The sequence below is a fragment of the Pseudomonas sp. PDM01 genome, assembly GCF_014852325.1.
Lineage (GTDB): Bacteria > Pseudomonadota > Gammaproteobacteria > Pseudomonadales > Pseudomonadaceae > Aquipseudomonas > Aquipseudomonas migulae.
Window position 1 is genome coordinate 62,606 of sequence record NZ_JACVBK010000003.1, and the last position, 24,135, is coordinate 86,740.

Annotated in this window: 22 protein-coding genes; 16 read left to right on the forward strand and 6 right to left on the reverse strand. The window is 60.2% G+C overall.

All coding sequences use genetic code 11. The features are described 5' to 3' along the window. The first annotated feature begins 144 nt into the window (after positions 1 to 144). From dusB to IB246_RS08325, 6 genes are all read left to right on the forward strand, one after another. Positions 145 to 1,155, forward strand: a complete 1,011-nt coding sequence (gene dusB, locus IB246_RS08300) for a tRNA dihydrouridine synthase DusB (protein WP_008031257.1) — start codon at positions 145 to 147, stop codon at positions 1,153 to 1,155. Further along, a complete protein-coding gene (fis, locus tag IB246_RS08305) occupies positions 1,152 to 1,472 on the forward strand; it encodes a DNA-binding transcriptional regulator Fis (RefSeq protein ID WP_007907419.1) in 321 nt (106 codons plus the stop codon). The genes dusB and fis overlap by 4 nt, the downstream gene beginning before the upstream one ends. 81 nt (positions 1,473 to 1,553) lie before the next feature. Further along, the gene (gene purH / locus IB246_RS08310) at positions 1,554 to 3,161 is read left to right on the forward strand and encodes a bifunctional phosphoribosylaminoimidazolecarboxamide formyltransferase/IMP cyclohydrolase (RefSeq protein WP_008038724.1); all 1,608 of its coding nucleotides are present in this window, start codon (positions 1,554 to 1,556) and stop codon (positions 3,159 to 3,161) included. Positions 3,162 to 3,345: 184 nt separating this feature from the next. Beyond that, complete coding sequence (gene purD / locus IB246_RS08315) at positions 3,346 to 4,641, forward strand: phosphoribosylamine--glycine ligase (protein WP_008038723.1); 1,296 nt, start codon at positions 3,346 to 3,348, stop codon at positions 4,639 to 4,641. A gap of 99 nt (positions 4,642 to 4,740) precedes the next feature. Continuing rightward, positions 4,741 to 7,518 carry a hybrid sensor histidine kinase/response regulator gene (locus tag IB246_RS08320; protein WP_008038722.1) on the forward strand — a complete coding sequence of 926 codons (2,778 nt, stop codon included), beginning with the start codon at positions 4,741 to 4,743 and terminating at the stop codon, positions 7,516 to 7,518. A 64-nt stretch (positions 7,519 to 7,582) separates the two neighbouring features. Then, positions 7,583 to 8,179, forward strand: a complete 597-nt coding sequence (locus IB246_RS08325) for a MarC family protein (RefSeq protein ID WP_008031249.1) — start codon at positions 7,583 to 7,585, stop codon at positions 8,177 to 8,179. A 46-nt stretch (positions 8,180 to 8,225) separates the two neighbouring features. Here IB246_RS08325 and IB246_RS08330 read toward each other — a convergent pair whose 3' ends face one another. The 6 genes from IB246_RS08330 to IB246_RS08355 all read right to left on the reverse strand — a co-directional run bounded on the left by IB246_RS08330 (position 8,226) and on the right by IB246_RS08355 (position 14,691). Then, positions 8,226 to 9,017, reverse strand: a complete 792-nt coding sequence (locus tag IB246_RS08330) for a hypothetical protein (RefSeq protein ID WP_008038721.1) — start codon at positions 9,015 to 9,017, stop codon at positions 8,226 to 8,228. 415 nt (positions 9,018 to 9,432) lie between these two features. After that, the gene (gene cobJ, locus IB246_RS08335) at positions 9,433 to 11,136 is read right to left on the reverse strand and encodes a precorrin-3B C(17)-methyltransferase (protein ID WP_008038720.1); all 1,704 of its coding nucleotides are present in this window, start codon (positions 11,134 to 11,136) and stop codon (positions 9,433 to 9,435) included. Next, positions 11,136 to 11,867, reverse strand: a complete 732-nt coding sequence (locus tag IB246_RS08340) for a precorrin-2 C(20)-methyltransferase (protein WP_032832463.1) — start codon at positions 11,865 to 11,867, stop codon at positions 11,136 to 11,138. Before IB246_RS08340 ends, cobJ begins: the two co-directional genes overlap by 1 nt. After that, positions 11,867 to 12,493 (reverse strand): precorrin-8X methylmutase, encoded by a 627-nt coding sequence (locus IB246_RS08345; protein ID WP_008038718.1) that lies wholly within the window; start codon positions 12,491 to 12,493, stop codon positions 11,867 to 11,869. The genes IB246_RS08340 and IB246_RS08345 overlap by 1 nt, the downstream gene beginning before the upstream one ends. Next, positions 12,486 to 13,793, reverse strand: a complete 1,308-nt coding sequence (gene cobG, locus IB246_RS08350; RefSeq protein ID WP_008038717.1) for a precorrin-3B synthase — start codon at positions 13,791 to 13,793, stop codon at positions 12,486 to 12,488. The genes IB246_RS08345 and cobG overlap by 8 nt, the downstream gene beginning before the upstream one ends. A gap of 145 nt (positions 13,794 to 13,938) precedes the next feature. After that, a complete protein-coding gene (locus IB246_RS08355; protein WP_008038716.1) occupies positions 13,939 to 14,691 on the reverse strand; it encodes a hypothetical protein in 753 nt (250 codons plus the stop codon). A gap of 168 nt (positions 14,692 to 14,859) precedes the next feature. Between IB246_RS08355 and IB246_RS08360 the strand changes: the two genes are divergently transcribed. From IB246_RS08360 to IB246_RS08405, 10 genes are all read left to right on the forward strand, one after another. Continuing rightward, positions 14,860 to 16,071, forward strand: a complete 1,212-nt coding sequence (locus tag IB246_RS08360; RefSeq protein ID WP_008038715.1) for a bifunctional cobalt-precorrin-7 (C(5))-methyltransferase/cobalt-precorrin-6B (C(15))-methyltransferase — start codon at positions 14,860 to 14,862, stop codon at positions 16,069 to 16,071. Beyond that, on the forward strand, positions 16,064 to 17,161 hold the full coding sequence (locus IB246_RS08365; RefSeq protein WP_008038714.1) for a cobalt-precorrin-5B (C(1))-methyltransferase: 1,098 nt from the start codon (positions 16,064 to 16,066) through the stop codon (positions 17,159 to 17,161). Before IB246_RS08360 ends, IB246_RS08365 begins: the two co-directional genes overlap by 8 nt. Beyond that, complete coding sequence (locus tag IB246_RS08370; RefSeq protein ID WP_008038713.1) at positions 17,158 to 17,886, forward strand: cobalt-precorrin-6A reductase; 729 nt, start codon at positions 17,158 to 17,160, stop codon at positions 17,884 to 17,886. Before IB246_RS08365 ends, IB246_RS08370 begins: the two co-directional genes overlap by 4 nt. A gap of 191 nt (positions 17,887 to 18,077) precedes the next feature. After that, entirely contained in the window at positions 18,078 to 18,380 is a 303-nt protein-coding gene (locus IB246_RS08375) for a type II toxin-antitoxin system RelE/ParE family toxin (protein ID WP_008038712.1), read from the forward strand. A 3-nt stretch (positions 18,381 to 18,383) separates the two neighbouring features. Beyond that, complete coding sequence (locus IB246_RS08380; protein WP_008038711.1) at positions 18,384 to 18,674, forward strand: addiction module antidote protein; 291 nt, start codon at positions 18,384 to 18,386, stop codon at positions 18,672 to 18,674. A gap of 98 nt (positions 18,675 to 18,772) precedes the next feature. Next, positions 18,773 to 19,171 carry a DUF2946 domain-containing protein gene (locus IB246_RS08385; protein ID WP_008038710.1) on the forward strand — a complete coding sequence of 133 codons (399 nt, stop codon included), beginning with the start codon at positions 18,773 to 18,775 and terminating at the stop codon, positions 19,169 to 19,171. 48 nt (positions 19,172 to 19,219) lie between these two features. After that, positions 19,220 to 19,699 (forward strand): copper chaperone PCu(A)C, encoded by a 480-nt coding sequence (locus tag IB246_RS08390; RefSeq protein ID WP_008038709.1) that lies wholly within the window; start codon positions 19,220 to 19,222, stop codon positions 19,697 to 19,699. Positions 19,700 to 19,720: 21 nt separating this feature from the next. Continuing rightward, positions 19,721 to 20,182 carry a DUF2946 domain-containing protein gene (locus IB246_RS08395; protein ID WP_008038707.1) on the forward strand — a complete coding sequence of 154 codons (462 nt, stop codon included), beginning with the start codon at positions 19,721 to 19,723 and terminating at the stop codon, positions 20,180 to 20,182. A 168-nt stretch (positions 20,183 to 20,350) separates the two neighbouring features. After that, a complete protein-coding gene (locus IB246_RS08400; RefSeq protein WP_008038705.1) occupies positions 20,351 to 22,468 on the forward strand; it encodes a TonB-dependent copper receptor in 2,118 nt (705 codons plus the stop codon). Positions 22,469 to 22,622: 154 nt separating this feature from the next. Continuing rightward, positions 22,623 to 24,002 carry a PepSY-associated TM helix domain-containing protein gene (locus IB246_RS08405; protein ID WP_008038704.1) on the forward strand — a complete coding sequence of 460 codons (1,380 nt, stop codon included), beginning with the start codon at positions 22,623 to 22,625 and terminating at the stop codon, positions 24,000 to 24,002. Positions 24,003 to 24,135 lie beyond the last annotated feature (133 nt).

The following is a 24,135-nucleotide window of genomic DNA, read 5'->3' on the forward strand; positions in this document are numbered from 1 at the left end:
AGACCGCTCATACCAAACTGCTGGCAATAACAGAATAACTGTTCAGATTTTGTTCAATTCAGCCTTTATCCAGTCATCGAGAGCGGGTATCATGCCAACCCTTTTTCGAACTCTCATGATCCGGCCCCACAACTGGAAAGTCCTATGTCGGCGGTACGCATCGGTCCATACACATTGCACAACGGCTTGATTCTCGCCCCTATGGCGGGTGTCACCGACCAACCCTTTCGTCAGCTGTGCAAGCGACTGGGCGCAGGACTTGTAGTCTCGGAAATGGTCACCAGCGACATGAGTTTGTGGAACACCCGCAAATCGCGCATGCGCATGATCCACGAAGGTGATCCCGAGCCACGCTCGGTGCAGATCGCCGGTGGTGATGCACAGATGCTGGCGGATGCGGCCAGGGCCAACGTCGAACTGGGCGCACAGATTATTGATATCAACATGGGCTGTCCGGCAAAGAAGGTCTGCAACAAGGCCGCCGGTTCCGCATTGTTGAAGGATGAAGCACTGGTGACCGAGATCCTGCAGGCCGTGGTGGCTGCGGTTGATGTGCCGGTTACCTTGAAGATCCGTACCGGCTGGGACCGGGACAACAAGAACGGTCTGACGGTGGCGAAGATCGCCGAGCAGGCAGGCATTACGGCGTTGGCGGTCCATGGCCGCACCCGTGCCGATCTGTACACCGGTGAAGCCGAGTACGACACCATTGCCGCGATCAAGCAGGCGGTGTCGATGCCGGTCTTCGCCAATGGCGACATCGATTCGCCGGAAAAGGCCCGCTACGTGCTCGACGCGACCGGTGCCGATGGACTGTTGGTTGGACGGGCTGCCCAGGGGCGGCCATGGATTTTTCGCGAGATCGACCATTTCCTGCGTACCGGCGAGAAACTCCCGGCGCTGGACCTGATCGAGGTGGAACGCATTCTGCTAGAGCATCTGGCCGCACTGCACGTCTTCTATGGAGACGTCATGGGTGTCCGGATCGCTCGGAAGCATGTGGGCTGGTATCTCGCAACCTTGCCGGGCGCCAGGGAGTTTCGCGCCCACTTCAATCGTTTGGAAGATACGGAAGCACAATGCGCCAACGTTCAGGGCTTCTTCGCCGAACGTTACAAGAGCCTGACAGGGGACGGAGAAGAGGTGGCCGCATGACGATGATGACCGAGACTTTAGTGAGTGGAACAACACCCGTGAGCGACAACGTGAATTTGAAACAGCACCTCAATACGCCGAGCGAAGAAGGCCAGACCCTTCGCGGGAGTGTCGAGAAGGCGCTGCACAATTATTTCGCCCACCTTGAGGGCGCTGCCGTCACGGATGTGTACAACCTGGTGCTCTCCGAAGTCGAGGCGCCCCTGCTCGAGTGCGTGATGAACTACGTCAAGGGTAACCAGACCAAGGCCAGCGAGCTGCTCGGGCTGAACCGAGGCACCCTGCGCAAGAAACTCAAGCAGTACGATTTGCTGTAAGCATTCAATCAAACCAGAAAGGCGCCCGCGTAGAAACGGTCGCCTTTTTTGCTGACTCCTTTGCTTTTGATGGAAATTGAAATGACCGACCAGACTACCCGCCTGCCGATCCGCCGCGCCTTGATCAGCGTTTCCGACAAGACCGGGATCCTCGAATTCGCCAAAGAGCTCGAAGCCCTGGGCGTCGAGATCCTCTCCACCGGCGGAACGTTCAAGCTGCTGCGTGACAACGGCGTTGCCGCAGTGGAAGTCGCGGATTACACCGGTTTCGCAGAAATGATGGACGGTCGGGTGAAAACCCTGCACCCGAAAATCCACGGCGGGATCCTCGGTCGTCGCGGTATCGACGACGCGATCATGAACGAGCACGGCATCAAGCCGATCGATCTGGTGGCCGTCAACCTGTACCCGTTCGAAGCCACCATCAACAAGCCAGGCTGTGACCTGCCGACCGCCATCGAGAACATCGACATCGGCGGCCCGACCATGGTCCGTTCGGCGGCAAAAAACCATAAAGACGTGGCCATCGTGGTGAATGCCAGCGACTACGCCAACGTGCTGGAAAGCCTGAAGGCCGGCGGCCTGACCTACGCTCAGCGTTTCGACCTGATGCTCAAGGCCTTCGAACACACCGCCGCCTACGACGGCATGATCGCCAACTACATGGGCACCGTGAACCAGGCCGCTGACACCCTCAGCACCGAAGGTCGCAGCGAGTTCCCGCGCACCTTCAACAGCCAGTTCATCAAGGCTCAGGAAATGCGCTACGGCGAGAACCCGCACCAGAGCGCGGCGTTCTACGTTGAAGCCAAGCCTGCCGAAGTCGGTATCGCCACCGCGACCCAACTGCAAGGCAAGGAGCTGTCCTACAACAACGTGGCCGACACCGACGCCGCGCTGGAATGTGTGAAGAGCTTCGTCAAGCCGGCCTGCGTGATCGTCAAGCACGCCAACCCGTGTGGTGTTGCCGTGAGCCCGGACGCCGAAGGCGGCATCCGTCAGGCCTACGAACTGGCCTACGCCACCGACACTGAATCCGCGTTCGGCGGCATCATCGCCTTCAACCGCGAGCTGGATGCCGAGACCGCCAAGGCGATCGTCGAGCGTCAGTTCGTCGAAGTGATCATCGCCCCGAGCGTCAGCGAAGAAGCCCGCGCCATCGTCGCGGCAAAAGCCAACGTGCGCCTGCTGGCCTGCGGCGAGTGGTCGGCTGACCGCGCTGCTGCCTGGGACTACAAACGCGTCAACGGTGGCCTGCTGGTACAGAGCCGCGACATCGGCATGATCAGCGCCGATGACCTGAAAGTCGTGACCAAACGTGCACCGACCGAACAGGAAATCCACGACCTGATCTTCGCCTGGAAAGTCGCCAAGTACGTTAAATCCAACGCCATCGTCTACGCCAAGAACCGTCAGACCATCGGTGTCGGCGCAGGCCAGATGAGCCGCGTGAACTCCGCGCGCATTGCCGCGATCAAGGCTGAACATGCCGGCTTGCAGGTGGCGGGTTCGGTCATGGCATCCGACGCGTTCTTCCCGTTCCGCGACGGCCTGGACAACGCGGCCAAGGTCGGCATCACTGCGGTGATCCAGCCAGGCGGCTCGATGCGTGACAACGAAGTGATTGCAGCAGCTGATGAAGCCGGCATCGCCATGGTCTTCACCGGCATGCGCCACTTCCGTCACTGATCCAGCTCTTGTAGGAGCGAGGCTTGCCCGCGAAGAGAACGCCGCGGTGCAACTGCAATACCGAGGTGATGCCTTCGCGGGCAAGCCTCGCTCCTACAGGGTCAGCGCAGCAGCTAATGCCGCGCACCGTTAGCCAGACAGCTCAGGCTACTCAACAGAATTAGCGTCATCCGAGGTTTTTGAAATGAATGTTTTGATCATTGGCAGCGGTGGCCGTGAACACGCCCTGGCCTGGAAAGTGGCTCAGGATCCGCGCGTGCAGAAAGTTTTCGTGGCTCCGGGCAACGCCGGCACCGCCATTGAAGCCAAGTGCGAAAACGTCGCTATCGATGTGCTCGCACTGGAGCAACTCGCCGACTTCGCCGAGAAAAACGTTTCCCTGACCATCGTCGGTCCGGAAGTGCCGCTGGTTGCCGGCGTCGTCGACCTGTTCCGCTCCCGTGGCCTGGACTGCTTCGGTCCGACCGCTGGCGCCGCGCAGCTGGAAGGTTCGAAAGCGTTCACCAAGGATTTCCTGGCACGCCACAAGATCCCGACGGCCGACTACCAGAACTTCACCGAGATCGAGCCGGCCCTGGCTTATCTGCGTGAAAAAGGCGCACCGATCGTGATCAAGGCCGATGGCCTGGCCGCCGGTAAAGGCGTGATCGTTGCCATGACACTGGCCGAAGCCGAAGACGCCGTGCGCGACATGCTCGCGGGTAACGCGTTTGGCGAAGCCGGTTCGCGCGTGGTCATCGAAGAATTCCTGGACGGCGAAGAAGCCAGCTTCATCGTCATGGTCGACGGCAAGAACGTCCTGCCGATGGCCACCAGCCAGGACCACAAACGCGTCGGCGACGGCGACACCGGCCCGAACACCGGCGGCATGGGTGCTTACTCCCCTGCGCCAGTCGTCACCAGCGAAGTGCACAAGCGCGTCATGGACCTGGTGATCTGGCCGACCGTGCGCGGCATGGCCGAGGAAGGCAATGTTTACACGGGCTTCCTCTACGCTGGTTTGATGATCGACAAGGCTGGTAACCCAAAAGTCATCGAATTCAACTGCCGTTTCGGCGACCCTGAGACCCAACCGGTTATGCTGCGCTTGCAGTCGAGCCTGGTGTTGCTGGTCGAGGCGGCCCTGGCGCAAGCGCTGGACAAGGTCGAAGCCCAATGGGATCCACGTCCGAGCGTCGGTATTGTTTTGGCGGCAGGCGGCTATCCTGGCGACTACGCTAAAGGCGTCGCCATCAACGGTCTGGATGCAGCCGCAGCGCTGGAAGGCAAAGTCTTCCACGCCGGTACTGCGCTCAAGGACGGTCAAGTGGTGACGGCCGGCGGTCGGGTGCTTTGCGCCACTGCCATGGGTGCCAGCGTTGATGCTGCCCAGCAGCAGGCTTACAAGCTGGCCGCGAAGATTGACTGGGAAGGCTGCTTCTATCGCAAGGACATTGGCTACCGTGCCATTGCCCGTGAGCGTGGCGAAAATCAGGAATAAGCGATCCATTCGGCAGGGCTTGGGATTCAGGCCCTTGCCGGACTATTCCGGCGCCGCGCATAGTTATATTCTGGCATCAACCTACGAAGGGATTTCGCCGTGCGCTGGCTCAGGATTGCCATAGGTTTCACAGTCACGCTGCTGACGCTGCTCTGCATGCTTCCGGCCCAGGCCGCGCAAGGCAGTGGCTGGGCGCTATTGCTTGACGAACAGGGCGACCTGCAACTCAGCGACATCCGTTCCGCTCGTTTCACCAATCAATTCAGCCCCATCGAACTCGAACGCCTCACCGCGGCCGAGCCCGGTGGTGCACTCTGGCTGCGCTTCAGGCTGGCACCCGGCAAACATGAGCAGTTGCTGCGGGTGTTCGCTCCCGACCTGTCGCACCTCAATCTTTATGTGCTGGACGGCGACAAGCTGATCGAGCAATTGAACACCGGCACCGAACAGCCTCAGGCAGAACGGCCGTTACCCAACAGCGACTTCATGTTGCCGTTGCCGCAAAGCGACAAACCCCTCGACGTCTATCTGCGCCTGGTGTCCGACCACCAGATGCGGCCTTACATCACCCTGCAATCGGCAATCATGACCGCAGCCAATCAGAGCCAGACGCTGATTTACGGTCTGCTGTTCGGATGCATCGGGATGCTGATCCTGCACAACCTGATCCGTTACGCTTACACCCGGTCGCGCAGCAGCCTGTGGCTGGCAGGTTGTGAAGCGCTGCTGATGATCAGCCTGGCGCTGCTGCTGAATCTCGCGGGCCCATGGCTGTCGGACTGGCATGCGGTGCAAACCCCGGGCGCTTACCTCGCCCTGCTGCTGACCGCACCGTGCGGGCTGATGTTCGCCTACCGTTTCTTCGCCCCGCTCGGCCCGCACCCGCTGAACAAGCTGCTGCTGGGCGACATCCTGTTCATTGTGGCTTGCGGTCTGTTGCTGTTGTTCGTCAACACGCTACCGCTGAACATCATCACCTACGCGCTGGTCGCCCTCGCGGGGCTCACCATGTTGTTCGTCAGCGCCTGGCACTGGCAAAAAGGCTATCGCCCGGCCCGGCTGTTCGTGGCCGCCATGGTGGTGTTCAACGTCGGCACGTTGATTATCCTGCCGGCGCTGCTCGGCCTGACACTGGTAGAACCGCAAGGCCTGATCATTGCCCTGCTGGTGTTCATTTGCATCAGTGGCCTGTTGATGAGCATTGCCCTGAGCGAACGCCAGCGCAGCATCACCGAAGACCGTTTCAGCGTCAGCCGCGATCTGGCCGCCAGCAACGCCGAGATCAATGCCAAGGCCGAATTCCTGGCGAAGATCAGTCATGAAATCCGTACCCCGATGAATGGCGTTCTGGGCATGACCGAGCTGTTGTTGGGCACGCCACTCTCGGTCAAGCAGCGCGATTATGTGCAAACCATTCACAGCGCCGGCAACGAACTGCTGACCCTGATCAACGAGATTCTCGACATCTCCAAGCTCGAATCCGGGCAAATCGAGCTCGACGATGTGCAGTTCGATCTCAATGCACTGATCGAAGACTGCCTGAGTATCTTCCGCGCCAAGGCCGAACAGCAGAACGTCGAGCTGATCAGCTTTATCCAGCCACAAGTGCCGCGGGTCATCAGCGGTGACCCGACGCGCCTGCGCCAGACGCTGCTGAGCCTGCTGGAAAACGCCCTGAAGAAAACCGACGAAGGCGAGATCCTGATTGTCGTCGCCCTCGACGAGCGCACGGCCAAACCGCGTTTGCGCATTGCCGTACAAGACAGCGGCGAGCCGATGGATGCCGAAGAACGCGACGCGCTGATGCACGCCGAACTGCACAGCAAGAACTTCCTCTCGACCACCCGCCTGGGCGGCAACCTGGGGCTGGTGATCGCCCGTCAGTTGATTCGCCTGATGCAAGGGGAGTTCGGCATCAAGAGCGGCGCCAGCCAGGGCAGCACCTTATGGCTGACCTTGCCGCTGGACCCCGACCGCCTCGAACACCCGACGTCCGACCTCGATGGCCCGCTGCAGGGCGCACGGGTATTGGTGGTGGACGACAACGACACTTGCCGCAAGGTACTGGTGCAGCAGTGCAGTGCCTGGGGCCTGAATGTCAGCGCGGTCCCGTCCGGCAAGGAAGCCCTGGCGCTGCTTCGCACCAAGGCTCACCTGCGCGATTACTTCGATGTGGTCCTGCTGGACCAGAACATGCCCGGCATGACCGGCATGCAACTGGCGGCCAAGATCAAGGAAGACCCGAGCCTGAACCACGACATCCTGCTGATCATGCTCACGGGCATCAGCAATGCGCCGAGCAAGATCATCGCGCGTAACTCCGGGATCAAGCGCATCCTCGCCAAACCGGTGGCCGGCTACACCTTGAAGACCACGCTGGCGGATGAACTGAATCAACGCAACAAGGGCCTCGCGGTATCGCAGTTCCCATCCACCGGCCCGACCTTGCCGGTCAAGGTTCCCAGCGACTTCCGCATTCTGGTGGCCGAAGACAACAGCATCTCGACCAAGGTGATTCGCGGCATGCTGGGCAAACTCAACCTGCAACCGGACACCGCCAGCAATGGCGAAGAAGCCTTGCAAGCAATGAAAGCCCAACGTTACGACCTGGTGCTGATGGATTGTGAAATGCCGATCCTCGACGGTTTCTCGGCCACCCAGCAATTGCGTGCCTGGGAAGTTGGCAACCAGCGGATTCGCACCCCCGTGGTGGCATTGACCGCACACATCCTCGCCGAGCATAAAGAGCGCGCACGTCAGGCCGGCATGGACGGCCACATGGCCAAACCGGTCGAGCTGTCGCAGTTGCGCGAGCTGATCGAACATTGGGTTGCCCAGCGCGATCAGCAGCAACGGACGGCAACACAACCGTCCTGAGCCGACAGACCCTGCAACGCCTGATAGACTCCCCCACGACTTCTCTCGCCAGTGAGCCTGCATCATGCTCCACGTGTTGTTCAGCGTTTACCTGAAGATGCTGGTGCTCTACAGCCCGTTCTTCGTGTTGTCCTGTTTCATCAGCCTGACCCGCGGTTATTCGCGCAAGGAACAACGGCGGCTGGCCTGGAAAGTGGCAACGGCCACACTGATTTCCAGTGTCTTGCTGTACTTGTTCGGACGGTACATTTTCAGTGTTTTCGGCATTACCGTGGATGCGTTCCGCATCGGTGCCGGCAGCGTGCTGTTTATCTCGGCACTGGGCATGGCCCAAGGCAAGTCGGCGGTCCAGACCGATAACGTGCAGCAGGACGTCACCATCGTCCCGCTGACCATCCCCCTGACCGTCGGCCCCGGCACCATCGGCGCCTTGCTGGTGATGGGCGTGAGCCAGCCCCACTGGGATGACAAGCTCACCGCCATCCTCAGCATTGCCCTGGCCAGCTTTACCGTCGGTGTGGTGCTTTACCTGTCGAACCGCATCGAACGCATTCTCGGCGACCAGGGCTTGCAGATTGTCAGTCGCCTGATGGGGTTGTTTGTGTGTGCACTGGCGGCGCAGATCATTTTCACCGGTGTGAAAGGGTATCTGGTGCCGTAGGACGATGGAATGCCAGAGGCTTGATGCCTCTGGCAACCCGGTTCTTTTAAACAGGCGAAAACTCCATGAACACAGCCTCGCGAAGATCGTCGAGGTATTTGATGCACTCAGCCTCTTTGCGCAAGTCCTCCTCATGAATGGTAAAGAGCGCTTTACCTTGATACATCTCAACGTCAGAGCTGTTCCATTCGACAAAAATAACTTTGGTATTGTTGACCGATGAGTCGTAACGCACTGTGCCTACGGCCATCGTAACTTCAGCGTCTTCGTCTTGTTTGCACACAGACACACCGAAGTTCGCACCACTGGATTCGACAGCATGACGTTCAAATAGCTTGACCGCATCAGGTTGCTTTTTCAGCGCCTCAATGGTTTTTTCCGCTACAACTTTCAACGCGCCCCCAGCAGAACCCGCAACGCCACCGGCGACAGAATAAACAATATCCAGCGCAACATTATCCATCGTCAACTTGGCAGTACTTGACTTGTACTGAGTGAACGCACTGTGATACTCAGTCCAGCCCGTGGCAAACAGCAATTTTTTAAAGCACTCGTAGCGAGCAACCTTCTCTGCCTTCCCCGGAAATAGAAGTTTTGAGGCAATATCGGCATAGGCGTAGGTGTTTTTTACAATGCGTTTGTTACGCCTCGACATCCCCTCCAGAAAACCAACGATGCCACTGCCCATGATGGCGGCATTCAATTCATCCCGATCAATCGGCAACTTTACTGCAGAGCGCGCCTGGATTTTCGGACCGGCAAGTTCAAGTTTGACTCGACATTGCTCAAGACATTGATCGAAATATAAACTGGCTTCTGCTTCATTCATTTTATTCATCTTATAAACCTTAAATTCAAATATATATAAAAGCCGAACTGGCTCCGTCGAAAAACTATCGCACCCACCCGACAGATTCAACAGCGCCCGGACTTATAAAAAAACAACAAAACAACCTGAAAATATCGAGATGTAACGAACCATAATTAATTACAACAAATCAATAAAAACCAAATAACAGTAAAACCCAATAGATCCGCACACGCCTGCACGCCCCATTAAAAAACAAGAACTCAACTTACGCAGAAAGGTAAATAATCCGACTCACCAAAAGCGCTAGAAGATAAATACCCTCTATTCATTCAGGAATTAACCTACACCCTACGGCGAATGTTTTTTACGACAGCGCAAAGAAAAAGCCACGGCAAATCGAGTGCAAACCCGGCCGTGGCTTTTTTTAGCGAAGCGCAACGCTTCAGGTGGCAGGCTTTTCTCCATACCAACGCGGCGTGTACACCCAGTCACCACCACCCATACGCGAAAACACGCAGGTCGTAGACGAACCCACCAGGACCATGGTGCGCATATCCACCTGGTCCGGGGTCAACTGGCCAAGCGTCGTCACTCGCAGTGTCTGTCCTGGGCGACCGATGTCACGCCCCAACACCACCGGCGTCGCAGGTGTGCGGTATCGCGCGACGATCTCCAGCGCCCGGCCAAGTTGCCATGGACGGGAGCGTGAAATCGGGTTGTAGAACGCCAAGGCGAGGTCGGCCTGTGATGCAAGGTCCAGACGCTTCTCGATGATCTCCCATGGCTTGAGGTTGTCCGACAGCGACAACACACAGAAGTCATGCCCCAGCGGCGCACCGGCTTGAGCCGCCGTCGCCAGTGAAGCAGAAACCCCCGGCAGAATTTCCAGATCGACGTTGTGCCACGCGGCATCGCTGGACTCGTGAAGTGCTTCGAGCACCGCAGCCGCCATGGCGAACACTCCCGGATCACCGGAAGAAACCACCACCACCGACCGTCCTTGCGCCGCCAGTTCAAATGCGTGGCGCGCACGCTGCATCTCTTCGCGGTTGTCGGTGCAATGCATGACTTGATCCGCACGGAACGGGCCGGCCATGCGCACATAGGTTTCGTAACCGAGCACATCATTGGCGCGCGCCAGTTCGGCCTTGACCGCCGGCACCATCAGCTCGGCAGCACCAGGGCCAAGGCCGATCACCGCCAAGCGACCGCGAGGACGACCGATCGACAATGGGTCCAGAGGTTGCTCGGCCACTGCGATAGCAAGGGTGTCGTCGCCGAAGATCTTCACAGACTGACCGAGGGCGTTGCGTGCCAGCTCACTGACTGCGCCGACATCGTTGCCAAAACGCAGCGGCACGCCCAGCTCAAGCGCCGCTTCACGCAGCGCCGCACTCGACATTTCGCTATCGGCGGCCAGCAGACAGGCCACCGATTGCACGGCGATTTTTGCCTGATGCAACGCCTCGCGAATCGCACTCGGCAGATCGGCCACGCCGGTACCGACGGCCACCAACACGTTGCGCGGATAGATCAACAGCTCGTTGGCCGCCGGCGTACGCTCGGCATGACCGACGTGAACGGCCAGCCGCGCCTGCGGGTCCTCGGGCAACTGCGCCTGCGCCAACCACGGGGCCGCGCCTTCGATGCGCACCGTTTCACCGGCCAGCAAATCGGAAACGAAGCGCTTGCCCAGTCCGAGATCGCCCAGGGCATAACCGCTGGGTGGATTGAGCAGGCAGGTGCCGAAGCGCAATTCGCCACTGGTGGTGATCGCCGCCGCGACGTCCAGTGCAGCCGCAATTTCTCGCGCCAGCACGTTCACGCCGCCCAGACCGCCCAGCAACGGCACCACTGCGCTGCCGTCTTCAGCAACGGCCAGCACCGGTGGCTCGGCGCCCTTTTCCAGCAGCAACGGCGCCAGAGTGCGAATCACAATGCCAGCGGCGCACAGGGCAATGATCGGCGTGTCCTGCTGATAGAGCTCACGCAGGGTCGCGCCGAACTCGTGATAGATGCGGTCCGCGCCCTCGACCCGCTCGGCCAGACCGTGGATCAACGCGCCCGGGTACACCTGCTGAATCTTGCGCGCGGTCGCGAGGCTGCCATTGCCAAGAATGACAATCGCCGGAACTGGACGAGTCATCAGCCTTGCCACCTTTCACCCGGAACGATGATCAGCGAGAAGTACGGCGAGGACATCGGCTCGACCTGATCCAGCGGCACGATTTTCTGATTGGCCATGGTCGCGCGTTCGACGTACAGCGCACGCTCGGCCAACCCGAGTTCTTCCAGCACCTGACGGACTTTGGGAAAGTTGCGCCCCAACTTCATGATCACCGCCGCATCCGCATCGGCGAGACGCCGCTTGAGGTCGTCGTGCGGCAACACGCCGGACAGCACCGACAGGCTCTGATTGCGATACACCAACGGCGCGCCAAGTACCGAAGCGCCGCCGAGCATCGAACAGACACCGGGCACGACTTCGGCCTCATATCGCTCGGCCAGGCGATCGTGCAGGTACATGTAGGAACCGTAGAAGAACGGATCGCCTTCGCAGATCACCGCCACGTCTCGGCCTGCATCCATGTGCGCGGCGAGTTCTTCGCCGGCCGCATCGTAGAAATCGCTGATCACCTGTTCATAGGAAAGCGGTGCCGGCAAGGCTTCGGTGGTCACCGGATACACCAGCGGCAGCAGGGTCTGAGCGTCCTGCAAATGCGCTTCGATGATGCCGAAGGCGTTGCCCTTTTTGCCCTTGGCAACGAAGTACGCCACCACCGGCGATTCGCGCAGCAGGCGCAGGGCCTTGACGGTAATCAGTTCCGGATCACCGGGGCCGACGCCGAGGCCGATCAAACGTCCAGGTTGCTGCATCATTCGATCTCCGTGGCGAGGGCATTGACGGCGGCGGCTGCCATGGCGCTACCGCCCAGCCGGCCTTGCATGATGACAAACGGCACACCGCGACTGTCGGCGGCGAGTGCGGCCTTGGATTCGGCGGCACCGACGAAGCCCACAGGGAAGCCAAGGATCAGCGCCGGTTTCGGCGCCCCGGCGTCGAGCATTTCCAGCAGATAAAACAGTGCGGTCGGCGCGTTGCCAATCACCACCACGCTACCTTCCAGGTGCGGGCGCCACAGTTCCAGCGCGGCGGCGGAACGGGTGTTGCCCAGCTCACGGGCAAGCTCCGGAACGCTTTCATCGCGCAGGGTGCAGATGACTTCATTGTTCGCCGGCAAACGCGTGCGGGTCACGCCTTCGGAGACCATCCGCGCATCACACAGGATCGGTGCACCGGCGGCCAAAGCATCGCGCCCGGCCTTGCCCGCGCCTTCCGAAAATTGCAGGCCGTCAATCGCATCGACCATGCCGCAGGCGTGTATCACCCGCACCGCGAGTTTTTCCAGATCGGCCGGGATTCGCTCGAGGTTGGCCTCGGCACGAATGATCGCGAAGGAGTTGCGATAGATCTCCTGACCGTCGCGGATGTAATCAAGCATCAAGGGGGCTCCGTGAGCGGGCGTCGAGCAAGGCGTCGACCGCTTCAATAGTAAGGTTGCGTGCGTGCAGGGCGCCGAAACCCGGCTGCCCCGCTTCGCGAAAATAGAGGTCGTAATGACCGGGGGTGACGGCCAGCAAAGTGACCGGCGCACTGTGCGCGGCGGCACAGGAACGCGGGCAACCGCTCAGATGCACGCTCAGCAGCTGGCCATGGCGTTGCAGCAACGCGGCCAGTTGCAGAGCGTCCTGCTTGGTATCGGCCAGGCCCTTGGCGCAGCCCGTCGAGCCAGTGCAGGCAATCAACCGCGACAAGGCCTGACCGGCATCGCAGACCAGGCCCAACGCGTGCAGGCGGCGGATGACTTCATCGGCGTTGTCGTGGTGAATGTTCGGCAACAACAGGCTTTGCCATGGCGTGAACCGCAGCGTTGCATCGCCGTATTCCTGCGCCAGTCGAGCGGCGCCCCGAAGCATGGTGCTATCGAGTCGTCCGAGAGGCGGCACGCCCCCGACATAGACATGACCGGCTTGCGCCTGCGGGTGCGCGCCAATGTGCAGCACCTCGTTACTGACTGAACGTTGCCAGATGCTAACGGGCTGGAAAGGCAGTCGCCCGGCGAGGCGAGCGAGAAATTCGGCTTGAGGGACGTCGACCAGCAAGTGGCGCATCCGCGTGTGTTCAGGCCCCGCCAGCTCCAGGAAAAGCTCCAGCACGGCGACCACCAGCGCGTGGCCATCTTCCAGCGGAACACGACCGGCCGGTTGATCGGTGGGGCATCCCGCCAGACCGAAAGCCAGCCATCGCTCGCCCTCTCGCTCGACCGCGGACAACCACAGATCGTGGGGGTGTTCGAGCATCGCCAGGCGTTCACCGCCATCCAGTTGCACGGCGAATTTGGCGCTGAGGTCGTGAAAGCGTTCTTGCCCCTGCAAGGTGGCGAGGATCTGTGTGGCCAATTCACGGGTGTCGAACAGCATCTGCCGATCGATACCCGCGCTCGGGCTCAGCATCAGATTACGCACATCGTCGCCCGCCGCATGCGAAGGGCCAAGGCCTGCGGCGAGCAGACTTTCGATCAACGCTTCCTGCTCTTTGACGATGCCGCGAATCTGCAGGTTGGCCCGGTTAGTGGCCTCGATCACTGAGCCGGCATAACGCTGTGCACCTTCGGCGACAGCGTTGGCCTGCTCGGAAGTGAGGGTGCCACCGGCCAGTTTTATCCGGCAGATACCGCCGTCTCTGGCCTGGACGATACGCAGCAGCCCCGGACAGGCCGAGGGGCGTAAAGCGCGGGACATAGGGAGTTCGTTCAAAGGGATGACCGGATCTGAAGTGGGAGCGCCCCCCGTCGGAGGCGAGCGGTATTATGCCTGCTTTGCCGCGCAGCATCATAAGACCGCGTGTCGCATTTGCTCCGACCTTGAATCCATCAGGCGGCGTCCCTCACAGGCGCTCTGAGTAAAACTCGAAAATGGCGTCAGCGATCCGGTCGAGCCGATCGTTCAACTCCGGGCGGACTTTATCGAAGCGTGCCCTGTTCAGGGTGAAAGGGGCGGCTCGATGCGTGAGCGTCACGTTGCCCTCCTTCCAGTCCCAAAACAGAAAATCTTCCCGTTGCGCCAGCGCCCGAAGCGAAAAGTCATTCAGGTCCAGTGATAATTTCCCTTGTTTGTCGTATTCAGCGGGGGCAATGGAAAACTCCCTGCCACGCAGACTTTCGGTGGCCAATGACCAAAGCGCCGACGAATTAGCCAACAATGAATCAAACATGTTTTTTGTAACTACCGCCATCTGACTATTAACGCCGGAAATTCTGTTCAAATAAATCTGAGTTACTTTTCCTGCAAAGTGACTGTAACTTTTCTCGACAACCCTGCGTTCGTCAATTTCCCAACCCAAGTCCCATAACACCACGGCAAACAAGGAAAACCAGCCTTGAGGATCTGTGTCCCTATTGCGCTGCTGACTCGCATACCACTGCGCATAGCGCACGCTGGAGTTGACGTCACGCTTGTCCTGACGCGACACGCCTCTGGCCGTGCTGACCAGGTTGCCGCCCAATAGCGACCCGGCAGCGCCTTGCTGATCCTGAGAGGCGTAAAGTCGAGAGTTCTTTGTTTGCCGTGGCGCGAAGTCTCGGTTGAACGCATCGGAATAAGCCATCAAGTCCAGGCTCCCTGTTTTATCAATAACCATAGTCAATTCCTTTCAACCATTATCAAATGAGTGCATGAATATTCAAACTACATAACTTAACTACGACCAGCTACAGACTAATCAAACCAACTTAAAACATTCTATTACTCGCCTCCGCGTCTGCCGCGTTATCATGTGCCGCTTTATGCAGATGAATAGAGATCACACATGGCACGCTGGCTGACCGTGACAGGCATTGGTGAAGACGGCTTCAAGGGTTTGGGCAGGAATGCCCGGCATGCGTTGCTGGCTGCCTCGAAGATCTTCGGCAGTCAGCGGCAACTGGACCTGCTGCCGCCCTGCATCCGTGGCGAACGCAAACTCTGGCCGACGCCGTTCTCCCTCGATGCGTTGTTGGCCTTGCGGGGTGAGCCGGTGTGCGTGCTGGCCAGCGGCGATCCGATGTTCTTCGGTGTCGGCGCCAGCCTCGCCCGGCAATTGCCCAGCGCGGAAATGCTGATCCTGCCGGCGCCCTCTTCCTGCTCTCTGGCGGCCGCGCGAATGGGCTGGCCGTTGCAGGATGTGGTCACGCTGTCGGTGGTCGCTCGCCCGGTCGCGGCGCTTAACGCGCAGTTGTTCAGCGGTGTTCGCTTGCTGGTGCTCAGCAACGATGGGCAAAGCCCCGCCGCAATAGCGGCGTTGTTGCGCGAACGTGGTTTCGGGCCGAGCCGCCTGAGCGTGCTGGAACATTTGGGTGGCGAGGCTGAGCGACGCATCGACGGTGTCGCCAACGACTGGGCCGACCCGGCAATCGCCGACCTCAACCTGATCGCCATCGAGTGCATCGCTGACCCCGACACGCCGCGCCTTTCGCGACTGGCCGGCCTGCCGGATTCGGCGTTCAGGCACGACGGTCAACTGACCAAGCGCGATGTGCGTGCAATCACCCTCGCGCGCCTGGCCCCGGTTCCCGGTGAACTGTTGTGGGACGTTGGCGCCGGCAGCGGCTCGATCGGCATCGAGTGGATGCGCGCCCATCCGGGTTGCCGGGCGCTGGCGATCGAGGCCGATGAAGGTCGGCAACTGTTGATCGAGCACAACCGTGACGCGCTCGGCGTGCCCGGCCTGCAATTGGTTCGCGGCAGTGCGCCGCAAGCACTCACAGGTCTGGAGCGCCCGGACGCGATCTTCATCGGTGGCGGCGTCACCCGCGAAGGTGTGCTGGACACTTGCTGGGCAGGGCTCAAACCCGGTGGCCGACTGATCGCCAACGCGGTCACGCTACAAAGTGAAATGACCCTGATGGCCTGGCGGGAGCAACACGGCGGCGAGCTGACGCGTATTCATATCGCCCAGGCGCAACCGCTGGGCGACTTCGATACCTGGCGCCAGGCCTTGCCGATTACTTTGCTGGACGTGGTCAAACCTTTCGATGCGTGACGAAACCGCCGAACAACCCGCACCGCTGCGCAGCGGCCTGACCACCGGCAGCTGCGCCACCGCCACCAGCCTGGCGGCCGCTCGATTGCTGCTCGGCGGAACGAGTGCAGACGCCGTGGACATCGTCCTGCCCAAAGGCAAGCGCGTGCAGATGCGCCTGGAATTCTGCCGGTTGCTGGATGACGGCGCCGAAGCAGGAACGATCAAGGATGCGGGGGACGATCCGGACGTGACCCACGGCGCGCTGCTCTATTCCCGAGTGCGACTGAGCGCAGAACCGGGCATTCGTTTCTGTGCCGGTCGTGGTGTCGGCACCGTGACCCGACCGGGCCTGGTGCTGGGCGTCGGCGAGCCGGCGATCAACCCAGTGCCGCGCAAGATGATCAGCGATCATTTGACCTCACTCGCGCAAGAGCTCGATTACCACGGCGGTTTCGAAGTCACGGTAAACGTCGAAGGCGGCGAGGCGCTGGCGTTGAAAACCATGAACCCTCGGCTGGGCATTCTCGGTGGTCTGTCGATTCTCGGCACCAGCGGCATCGTCCGGCCGTTTTCCTGTGCGGCATACATTGCCTCGATCCATCAGGGCATCGACGTGGCGAAAACCAACGGTTACCTGCACATCGCAGCATGCACTGGCAACGCCAGCGAAGACACCATGCGCCGAGTCTACGACCTGCCGGAAATCGCCCTGATCGAAATGGGCGACTTCGTCGGTGCGGTGCTCAAACACCTGCGCAAAGTGCCGGTGGCCAAACTCAGCATTTGTGGTGGTTTCGGCAAGATCAGCAAACTGGCGGCCGGGCACATGGATCTGCACAGTCGGCATTCGAGCATCGACCTGCCGCAACTGGCCGAATGGGCTGCGGCGGTCGGCGCGGACGAAGCGCTGCAGCAGGCAATACGTGAAGCCAACACCAGTCAACAGGCCTTGGCCATGGCCAGCGCCGCCGGCATCGCACTCGGCGACGCGGTATGCCGGCACGCACTGGATTTTGCCCGCAGTGTGGTGCCGGCGCAGGTTCAGGTCGAAGTGTTTGCCATCGATCGACAAGGCGGGATTGTCGGCCACGCAGGAGCTTTTCAATGAAACGCCTATTGCTGCTCGGCGGTGTGACGGAAGCGCTGGCCATCGCCCGCACGCTGGGGCCGGAACACATCTACAGCCTGGCCGGCGTCGGTCGTGTGCCGACCGATCTGACCTGTCGGGTTCGCGTTGGTGGGTATGGCGGCGCGGACGGCCTGGCGCAGTTCATCCGCGACGAAGGGATCGATCTGCTGCTGGACGCGACTCATCCCTACGCTGCGCAAATCAGCCAGAACGCCGCGACCGCCGCTCAAGTGTCCGGCATCCCCTGCTGGGCACTTCGCCGCCCGGCCTGGCAACCACAAGCCGGGGATGACTGGCGCGAAGTCAGTGACTGGGCCGAGCTGATCGAAGCACTCAAACCGTTCCACCGACCACTGTTCACCCTCGGCCGCGAACCCTTGCAACACCTGCATGAAATCCCTGCGCAGCAATTCTGGACGTTGCGCGCCCTGGACGTTTATCCGGGCAACGAGCGCTGCGAAGTGATCGGCGCACGCGGGCCGTTTCCGATTGAGGATGAACGTGAGTTGTTCGAGCGCCGGCAGATCGATGTGCTGATCAGCAAAAACAGCGGCAGCACCGCCACCGAGCCGAAACTCGAAGTGGCGCGGGAGCGAGGAGTGCCGGTGCTGGTGTTGAAGCGGCCGGTGTTGGTTGGGGTGGAGCGGGAGTTTGGGAGTGTGGGTGATGTGCTAAGTGCCTTATCTGTGTCAGACCTTTCCTAACACCTGCATAGCCTTGTCATTTTGCCCGCAACACTCTAGGAAAGAGCCGACTGTACCTCCTATAGCCCTAATCCTATATTCGCATTCCTTAAATCCTATCAAGCACAACGACTCGATTCTTGGGGAACGACCAACCACAAGTAGAGGAAAGCGTTGCTTGCCAATGTGTATCCCAAGGAATACGATCAGCCATGATCGACTTCGAACAATCCAGAGCATTTGCAGATTGGCTCTACTCACTGAAAGACACCATTGGAAAGGTTCGGATCATCGCCAGACTCCGAGCTGCCGAACATGGAAATTTTGGCGATTGCGAACCTGTAGGCGAATCTGTCTATGAAATGCGTGTTCATCACGGCCCCGGCTACAGGATGTACTTCACTCGCCGAGGCGAAGTGGTTTATTTGCTTTTGGTGGGGGGCGACAAGTCGACTCAAAAACGAGATATCAAACGTGCTATCCAAATGGCGCAAAACATCGGTAATGAGGAGTAAATCATGACCGAACAATTCACTCGTTTCGATGCCGCGGAATTCCTCAAGTCGCCGGAAGAAATGGCGGCTTATCTGGATGCATGCTTTGAAGAAGATGCTGGCGACGGCGTTCTGATACGCGCGGCACTCAACGATATAGCCAGAGCACAGGGCATGACACAGGTTGCGCGTGATGCAGGTTTGGGTCGTGAAAGCTTGTACAAAGCATTGAGCGGCACTGGCAATCCGGAATTCGCGACTATCATGAAGGTTATGAAAGCCTTGGGCCTACGCCTGCATGCCTCTGCGATCTGATTGCGCTGCGACACCAAACCGCAGGCCGCGTTTTTACTTATCGGCACTGATCAGGCTAAATAGCCGCGCCTGATCTCCCACCCAACCGGATCTGTCCCATGTCCCGACAACGGCTCGCAATTGCCTGGATAGCCTGCTTCGCAGTGCTGTTCAACATGCTCGCCATGCCGATGACCGGAGCGATGGCGCAGACGGCGAAATCGCCGGCCGAACAGGTGTTGTGGGGCAGTTTCTGCTCGTCCACCGGCACGAAGATGGTGGCGATTTCTCTGGGGACGCTTGATCAGAAAGCGCCGCAGAACGACGTTCATTCCAACATGCAGCATTGCTGGTGCTGTTCCGGTTCTGCGCCGTTGGTGGCGTTGCCCGGGCATGTGCCGCAGTTGTATTTCGCGCGTTTCGAGTCCCATCGAAGCCTGCCCGCCACCGCTCTCGACACTCCCACTCCGCGCCAGCAATGGCCGAATCTCAACCCCCGCGCATCCCCTCTGGTGTGATTCCTTCTCGCAATTGACCTGCGTTTTGAATCGTTCTGGAGAACTGCCATGTTGAACAAACTCATCGTTCTGGCTGCATTGCTGCTACCTGCCTGCTTTGCCAATGCCCATGAATACAAGGCTGGCGAACTGCAAATCGCTCATCCGTGGTCACAGGAATTGCCACCGAACGCGCCGACCGTTGCGGCTTACTTCGTGATTCAAAACCCCGGCAAAACCGCCGACAAACTGCTCAGCGTCGACTCGCCGATTGCGGGCATCGCCCAGTTGCACGAGCACGTGATGCAGAACGATCTGATGAAAATGCAGCAGGTGCCAACCGTCGAAATCCCGGCTGGCGGCGACGTCACGTTTGCACCGATGGCGTACCACGTGATGCTACTGGACCTGAAAGACCGCAGCCTGCTGAGCGACGGCAAGCGGTTCCCGCTGACGATGCATTTCGAAAAGTCCGGTGATGTGACGGTCGAAGTCTCGGTGCAGAAAACCGCACCGGGCGGCGTGCAAGTGCACGCACACAATCCGTAACTGCCAGAGCTGAATACGCCCATGCGCCCGCTTAGCGCCAGGCCATCCGCGCCCCGTCGTCAGCCATTGAGCCTGACACGCGGCAGCTGGATCAGCCTGTTCGCCATGTTGATGATCTTCATCGGCCCGCTGATTTCTCAGTCGATGCCGATGGATCAGCGCGCCTCTTCGATGTCCATGAACATGTCCATGAACATGTCGATGGACATGAGCATGGACATGTCAGCGATGGCGCACGGCGAGCACGGCGCGACACCCGCCGCCGAGCACTGTCCACCCAAAACCTCCCATCATGCGATCTGGGAAAAGTGCGGCTATTGCAGCCTGCTGTTCAACTGCCCGGCGCTGACGGGTGGCCAGTCTTTCGTTGCATTCGACGCCCCAAAAACCAGTACCTTCAGTACACCCGCCACCCGCCTGGGCCACGCCCGGCAAACCTTCTTCCCCGGCGCCCGCACCCGCGCACCACCCATCGTCACGTAAACATCTCCCCAATCTCACACGGTTAGAAGACAGCAAAGCAACCTGTGGGAGCGGGCTTGCTCGCGAAAGCGGTGGGGCTGACCCACCCACATCGCGAGCACGCCCGCCCCCACAGGCATTGCGCAGGCTGCCGGCCGTGTCGTTTACGACTGTTCGATGGAAATTGTCATGTCCAGGTTTTCTGCTGACACACGCTTGAGCGCCGCCCAAGCTTCTTTTGCCCTGAACGAAACGCGCGTTCGTTTCAGGCACGCCACCGCCGTTCTTTGCGGCGTACTGCTGACACCGATGGTGCTGGCCGATGATCATGCCGGCCACAGTGAAGAACTGAGCCCGACGGTGATCACCGCCATCGCACCGAGTTCACCGCTGACCATCGTCACCAACCCCAAAGACCCACGCCAACCGGTACCGGCCAGCGACGGTGGTGACTACTTGAAGACCATCCCCGGCTTCGCCCTGGTGCGCAATGGCGGCACCAACGGTGACCCGGTGCTGCGCGGTATGTTCGGCTCGCGCCTGAACATCCTCACCAACGGCGGCCAGATGCTCGGCGCCTGCCCCGGCCGGATGGACGCACCGACCTCCTACATCTCACCGGAAACCTACGACAAACTCACCGTCATCAAAGGCCCGCAAACGGTGCTTTGGGGGCCGGGCGCATCCGCCGGCACCATCTTGTTCGACCGTGACCCGGAAAGCTTTGGCGAACTCGGCACCCGAGTGAATGCCAGCATATTGGCCGGCTCCAACGGCCGTTTCGACAAAGTAGTGGACGCCGCTGCCGGCGGGTCATTGGGTTACGTGCGAGTGATCGGCAACACCGCGCATTCCGACGACTATCGGGACGGCAACAACGACACCGTGGCCTCGCGTTACGACAAGTGGAATGGCGACGTGGCACTCGGCTGGACCCCGGACGCCGACACCCTGCTGGAGCTGACCGCCGGCAAGGGCGATGGCGAAGCCCGCTACGCCGGACGCGGCATGGACGGCGCGCAGTTCAAGCGCGAAAGCCTCGGACTGCGTTTCGAGAAGTCCAATATCGGCGACGTGCTCGACAAGGTCGAAGCACAGATCTACTACAACTACGCCGACCACGTGATGGACAACTACACCCTGCGCACGCCGTCCGGCACCGGGATGATGGCCGGCCCGATGGCTTCCAGTGTCGATCGCCGAACCCTCGGCGCACGGATCAAAGCCACGTGGCGCTGGGCCGATGTGCAATTGATCAGCGGTATCGACGCGCAGACCAGCGAACACCGCAAGCGCGCCGCCATGGGCATCGACACCTACAAGGATCTGCCGCGCAACAAGGACGCCGATTTCCATAACTACGGCGTGTTCGGCGAACTGACCTGGTACGCCGCCGACCGTGATCGACTGATTACCGGCGCGCGACTGGACCGTGCTTCGGCCAAGGATTTTCGGCAGACCACTGGCTCGGGGATGATGACCCGCGCCAACCCGACCGCCGACGACACCCGCGCCGATACCCTGCCAAGCGGCTTCGTCCGTTACGAGCATGATCTGGCAGACAGCCCGACCACGCTGTACGCAGGCCTCGGTCACACCCAGCGTTTCCCGGATTACTGGGAGCTGTTTTCGCCCAACTCGGGACCTGCCGGCTCGGTAAACGCCTTCGACTCGATCAAGCCTGAAAAAACCACCCAGCTCGACTTCGGCCTGCAATACAAGACCGAAGACCTCGAAGCCTGGGCCTCGGGTTACGTCGGACAGGTCCGCGATTACATCCTGTTCAATTACAAGACGGGAATGATGGGCACGACCTCGCAAGCCGAGAACATCGACGCGCGGATCATGGGCGGTGAACTCGGGGCAGCCTACAGGCTGACGTCGAACTGGAAGGCCGACGCAACCCTGGCCTACGCCTGGGGCAAGAACAGCAGCGACGGCAAGGCATTGCCGCAAATGCCGCCGCTGGACGCGCGATTCGGCCTGACCTACAGCGAAGACAACTGGAGCGCCGGCGCCTTGTGGCGAGTGGTCGCGGCGCAAAACCGCATTGATCAGAACAAGGGCAACGTGGTCGGCAAGGACTTCGACAAGTCCTCGGGGTTCGGCGTGTTCTCGCTCAATGGCGCCTATCGGATCAACAAGAACTGGAAGGTCAGCAGCGGCGTCGACAACCTGTTCGGCAAGGCGTACGCCGAGCATTTGAACCTGGCCGGCAACGCCGGTTTTGGCTACCCGGCCAATGACCCGCAGGCCATTAAAGAACCGGGGCGAACGCTCTGGACCAAGGTGGATATGAGCTTCTAAAAGCTTCGCGGGCAAGCCTCGCTCCTACAAAATTCGCGTCGATCACAATCGGTGCGAACGCCACTGGACCTGTAGGAGCGAGGCTCGCCCGCGAATGACTGCGCAGCAGTCACCAGACAACAACAAAAGAACCAAGCCAAGCGGAGCACAACCGATGAAACAGCCCAAACCGAATTTCTATAACCTGGCCTGGCGCTGGCATTTCTATGCCGGTCTGTTCGTCGCGCCATTCATGGTGATGCTGGCCCTGACCGGTGTCATTTACCTGTTCAAGCCGCAACTCGACTCGTTGATGTACGACAGCCTGATGAACGTCCCGGCCGGCCATCACAGCGTCCCGGCCGACGACTTGCTCAAGCGGGTGAAAGACGCGTATCCACAAGCGACGATCAAGCAATACCTGCCACCGGTCAACGCCGAACGCAGCGCGCAATTTGTCGTACTCAATGGCGGCAATGAGCTGAACGTTTTCGTCGACCCGTACCACGGCGACATCCTCGGCGAGCAAGACGCCAAGAAGAATCTGCAAGCGATAGCGCGAGCGATTCATGGCGAGTTGATGATCGGCACGGTCGGTGACCGGCTGATCGAACTGGCCGCTGGCTGGGGCATCGTGCTGGTGGTTTCCGGGGTCTTTTTGTGGTGGCCACGAGGTCAGGCGGCCGGCATTTTATGGCCGCGCCTGAGCAGTCGCGGTCGCGTGCTGTGGCGCGACCTGCATGCCGTCACCGGGTTCTGGGGCGCCGCGTTTCTGCTGGTGATGCTGCTCAGCGGCATGACCTGGACCGGGTTCTGGGGCAAGCAATACGCCGGGGTCTGGAACGTGTTCCCGGATGCCATGTGGAATGACATGCCCAAGTCCGACGTCGAGGCCCGCAGCCTCAACACCGCCACGCGCCAGACCGTGCCATGGGCGATGGAAAACACGCCGATGCCGATGTCCGGCGACCACGCCGAACACATGGCCCACGACAGTGCGCAACCCGGCCCCGCCGCACCGACCATCAGCCTGCAAGACGTGCAGAACATCGCCGTGCAACGCAAGGTCGAGCCGGGTTACAGCATTACTTTCCCGACCACGGCCACCGGTGTATTCACCATCGCCGTATTCGCCGATGACCCGCGCAACGACGCGACCCTGCATGTCGATCAGTACACCGGCAACGTCCTCGCCGACGTGCGCTGGGAACATTACGGCCCCGTGGCCCGCGCCACGGAAACCGGCGTGATGCTGCACGAAGGCAAGATGTTCGGTGTGCTCAACCAGATCATCGTGCTGCTGATCTGCCTGATGATTCTGCTCAGTGCCGTCAGCGGCGTGGTGATCTGGTGGAAGCGTCGGCCACAAGGCAAGTTCGGTGTTCCACCGCTGCGCCACGACCTGCCGAAATGGAAAACAGGGGTAGCAATCATGCTGGTACTGGCGGTGGCGTTTCCGTTGGTGGGCGCTTCGCTGGTGGTGGTCTGGTTGCTGGATCGAGTGCTGTTGTCGCGATTCACCCGACAAACTGAATCAGCCTCATCTTCATCATGAAACAGGCGAGATGCGCGTATTAGAGGGATCTGTAGACTTCGGGCGCTTATCGCACGGTCATTTTTAGTGTTACTGTATAACGCAAATGCACCGCCCAACCCGCAGCCATTGCTGCGGGTTTTCTTTTGGAAGA

Bases quoted from the DNA above. Each gene is read 5' to 3' on its own strand.
- IB246_RS08330 (WP_008038721.1), bottom strand. From the start codon at position 9,017: ATGAATAAAATGAATGAAGCAGAAGCCAGTTTATATTTCGATCAATGT.
- IB246_RS08390 (WP_008038709.1), top strand. From the start codon at position 19,220: ATGTTGAACAAACTCATCGTTCTGGCTGCATTGCTGCTACCTGCCTGC.
- IB246_RS08355 (WP_008038716.1), bottom strand. From the start codon at position 14,691: ATGGTTATTGATAAAACAGGGAGCCTGGACTTGATGGCTTATTCCGAT.
- IB246_RS08340 (WP_032832463.1), bottom strand. From the start codon at position 11,867: ATGCAGCAACCTGGACGTTTGATCGGCCTCGGCGTCGGCCCCGGTGAT.
- IB246_RS08325 (WP_008031249.1), top strand. From the start codon at position 7,583: ATGCTCCACGTGTTGTTCAGCGTTTACCTGAAGATGCTGGTGCTCTAC.
- IB246_RS08400 (WP_008038705.1), top strand. From the start codon at position 20,351: ATGTCCAGGTTTTCTGCTGACACACGCTTGAGCGCCGCCCAAGCTTCT.
- IB246_RS08380 (WP_008038711.1), top strand. From the start codon at position 18,384: ATGACCGAACAATTCACTCGTTTCGATGCCGCGGAATTCCTCAAGTCG.
- IB246_RS08385 (WP_008038710.1), top strand. From the start codon at position 18,773: ATGTCCCGACAACGGCTCGCAATTGCCTGGATAGCCTGCTTCGCAGTG.
- dusB (WP_008031257.1), top strand. From the start codon at position 145: ATGTCGGCGGTACGCATCGGTCCATACACATTGCACAACGGCTTGATT.
- IB246_RS08345 (WP_008038718.1), bottom strand. From the start codon at position 12,493: ATGCTTGATTACATCCGCGACGGTCAGGAGATCTATCGCAACTCCTTC.
- IB246_RS08365 (WP_008038714.1), top strand. From the start codon at position 16,064: ATGCGTGACGAAACCGCCGAACAACCCGCACCGCTGCGCAGCGGCCTG.
- fis (WP_007907419.1), top strand. From the start codon at position 1,152: ATGACGATGATGACCGAGACTTTAGTGAGTGGAACAACACCCGTGAGC.
- IB246_RS08395 (WP_008038707.1), top strand. From the start codon at position 19,721: ATGCGCCCGCTTAGCGCCAGGCCATCCGCGCCCCGTCGTCAGCCATTG.
- cobG (WP_008038717.1), bottom strand. From the start codon at position 13,793: ATGTCCCGCGCTTTACGCCCCTCGGCCTGTCCGGGGCTGCTGCGTATC.
- IB246_RS08370 (WP_008038713.1), top strand. From the start codon at position 17,158: ATGAAACGCCTATTGCTGCTCGGCGGTGTGACGGAAGCGCTGGCCATC.
- IB246_RS08360 (WP_008038715.1), top strand. From the start codon at position 14,860: ATGGCACGCTGGCTGACCGTGACAGGCATTGGTGAAGACGGCTTCAAG.
- purH (WP_008038724.1), top strand. From the start codon at position 1,554: ATGACCGACCAGACTACCCGCCTGCCGATCCGCCGCGCCTTGATCAGC.
- purD (WP_008038723.1), top strand. From the start codon at position 3,346: ATGAATGTTTTGATCATTGGCAGCGGTGGCCGTGAACACGCCCTGGCC.
- cobJ (WP_008038720.1), bottom strand. From the start codon at position 11,136: ATGACTCGTCCAGTTCCGGCGATTGTCATTCTTGGCAATGGCAGCCTC.
- IB246_RS08375 (WP_008038712.1), top strand. From the start codon at position 18,078: ATGATCGACTTCGAACAATCCAGAGCATTTGCAGATTGGCTCTACTCA.
- IB246_RS08405 (WP_008038704.1), top strand. From the start codon at position 22,623: ATGAAACAGCCCAAACCGAATTTCTATAACCTGGCCTGGCGCTGGCAT.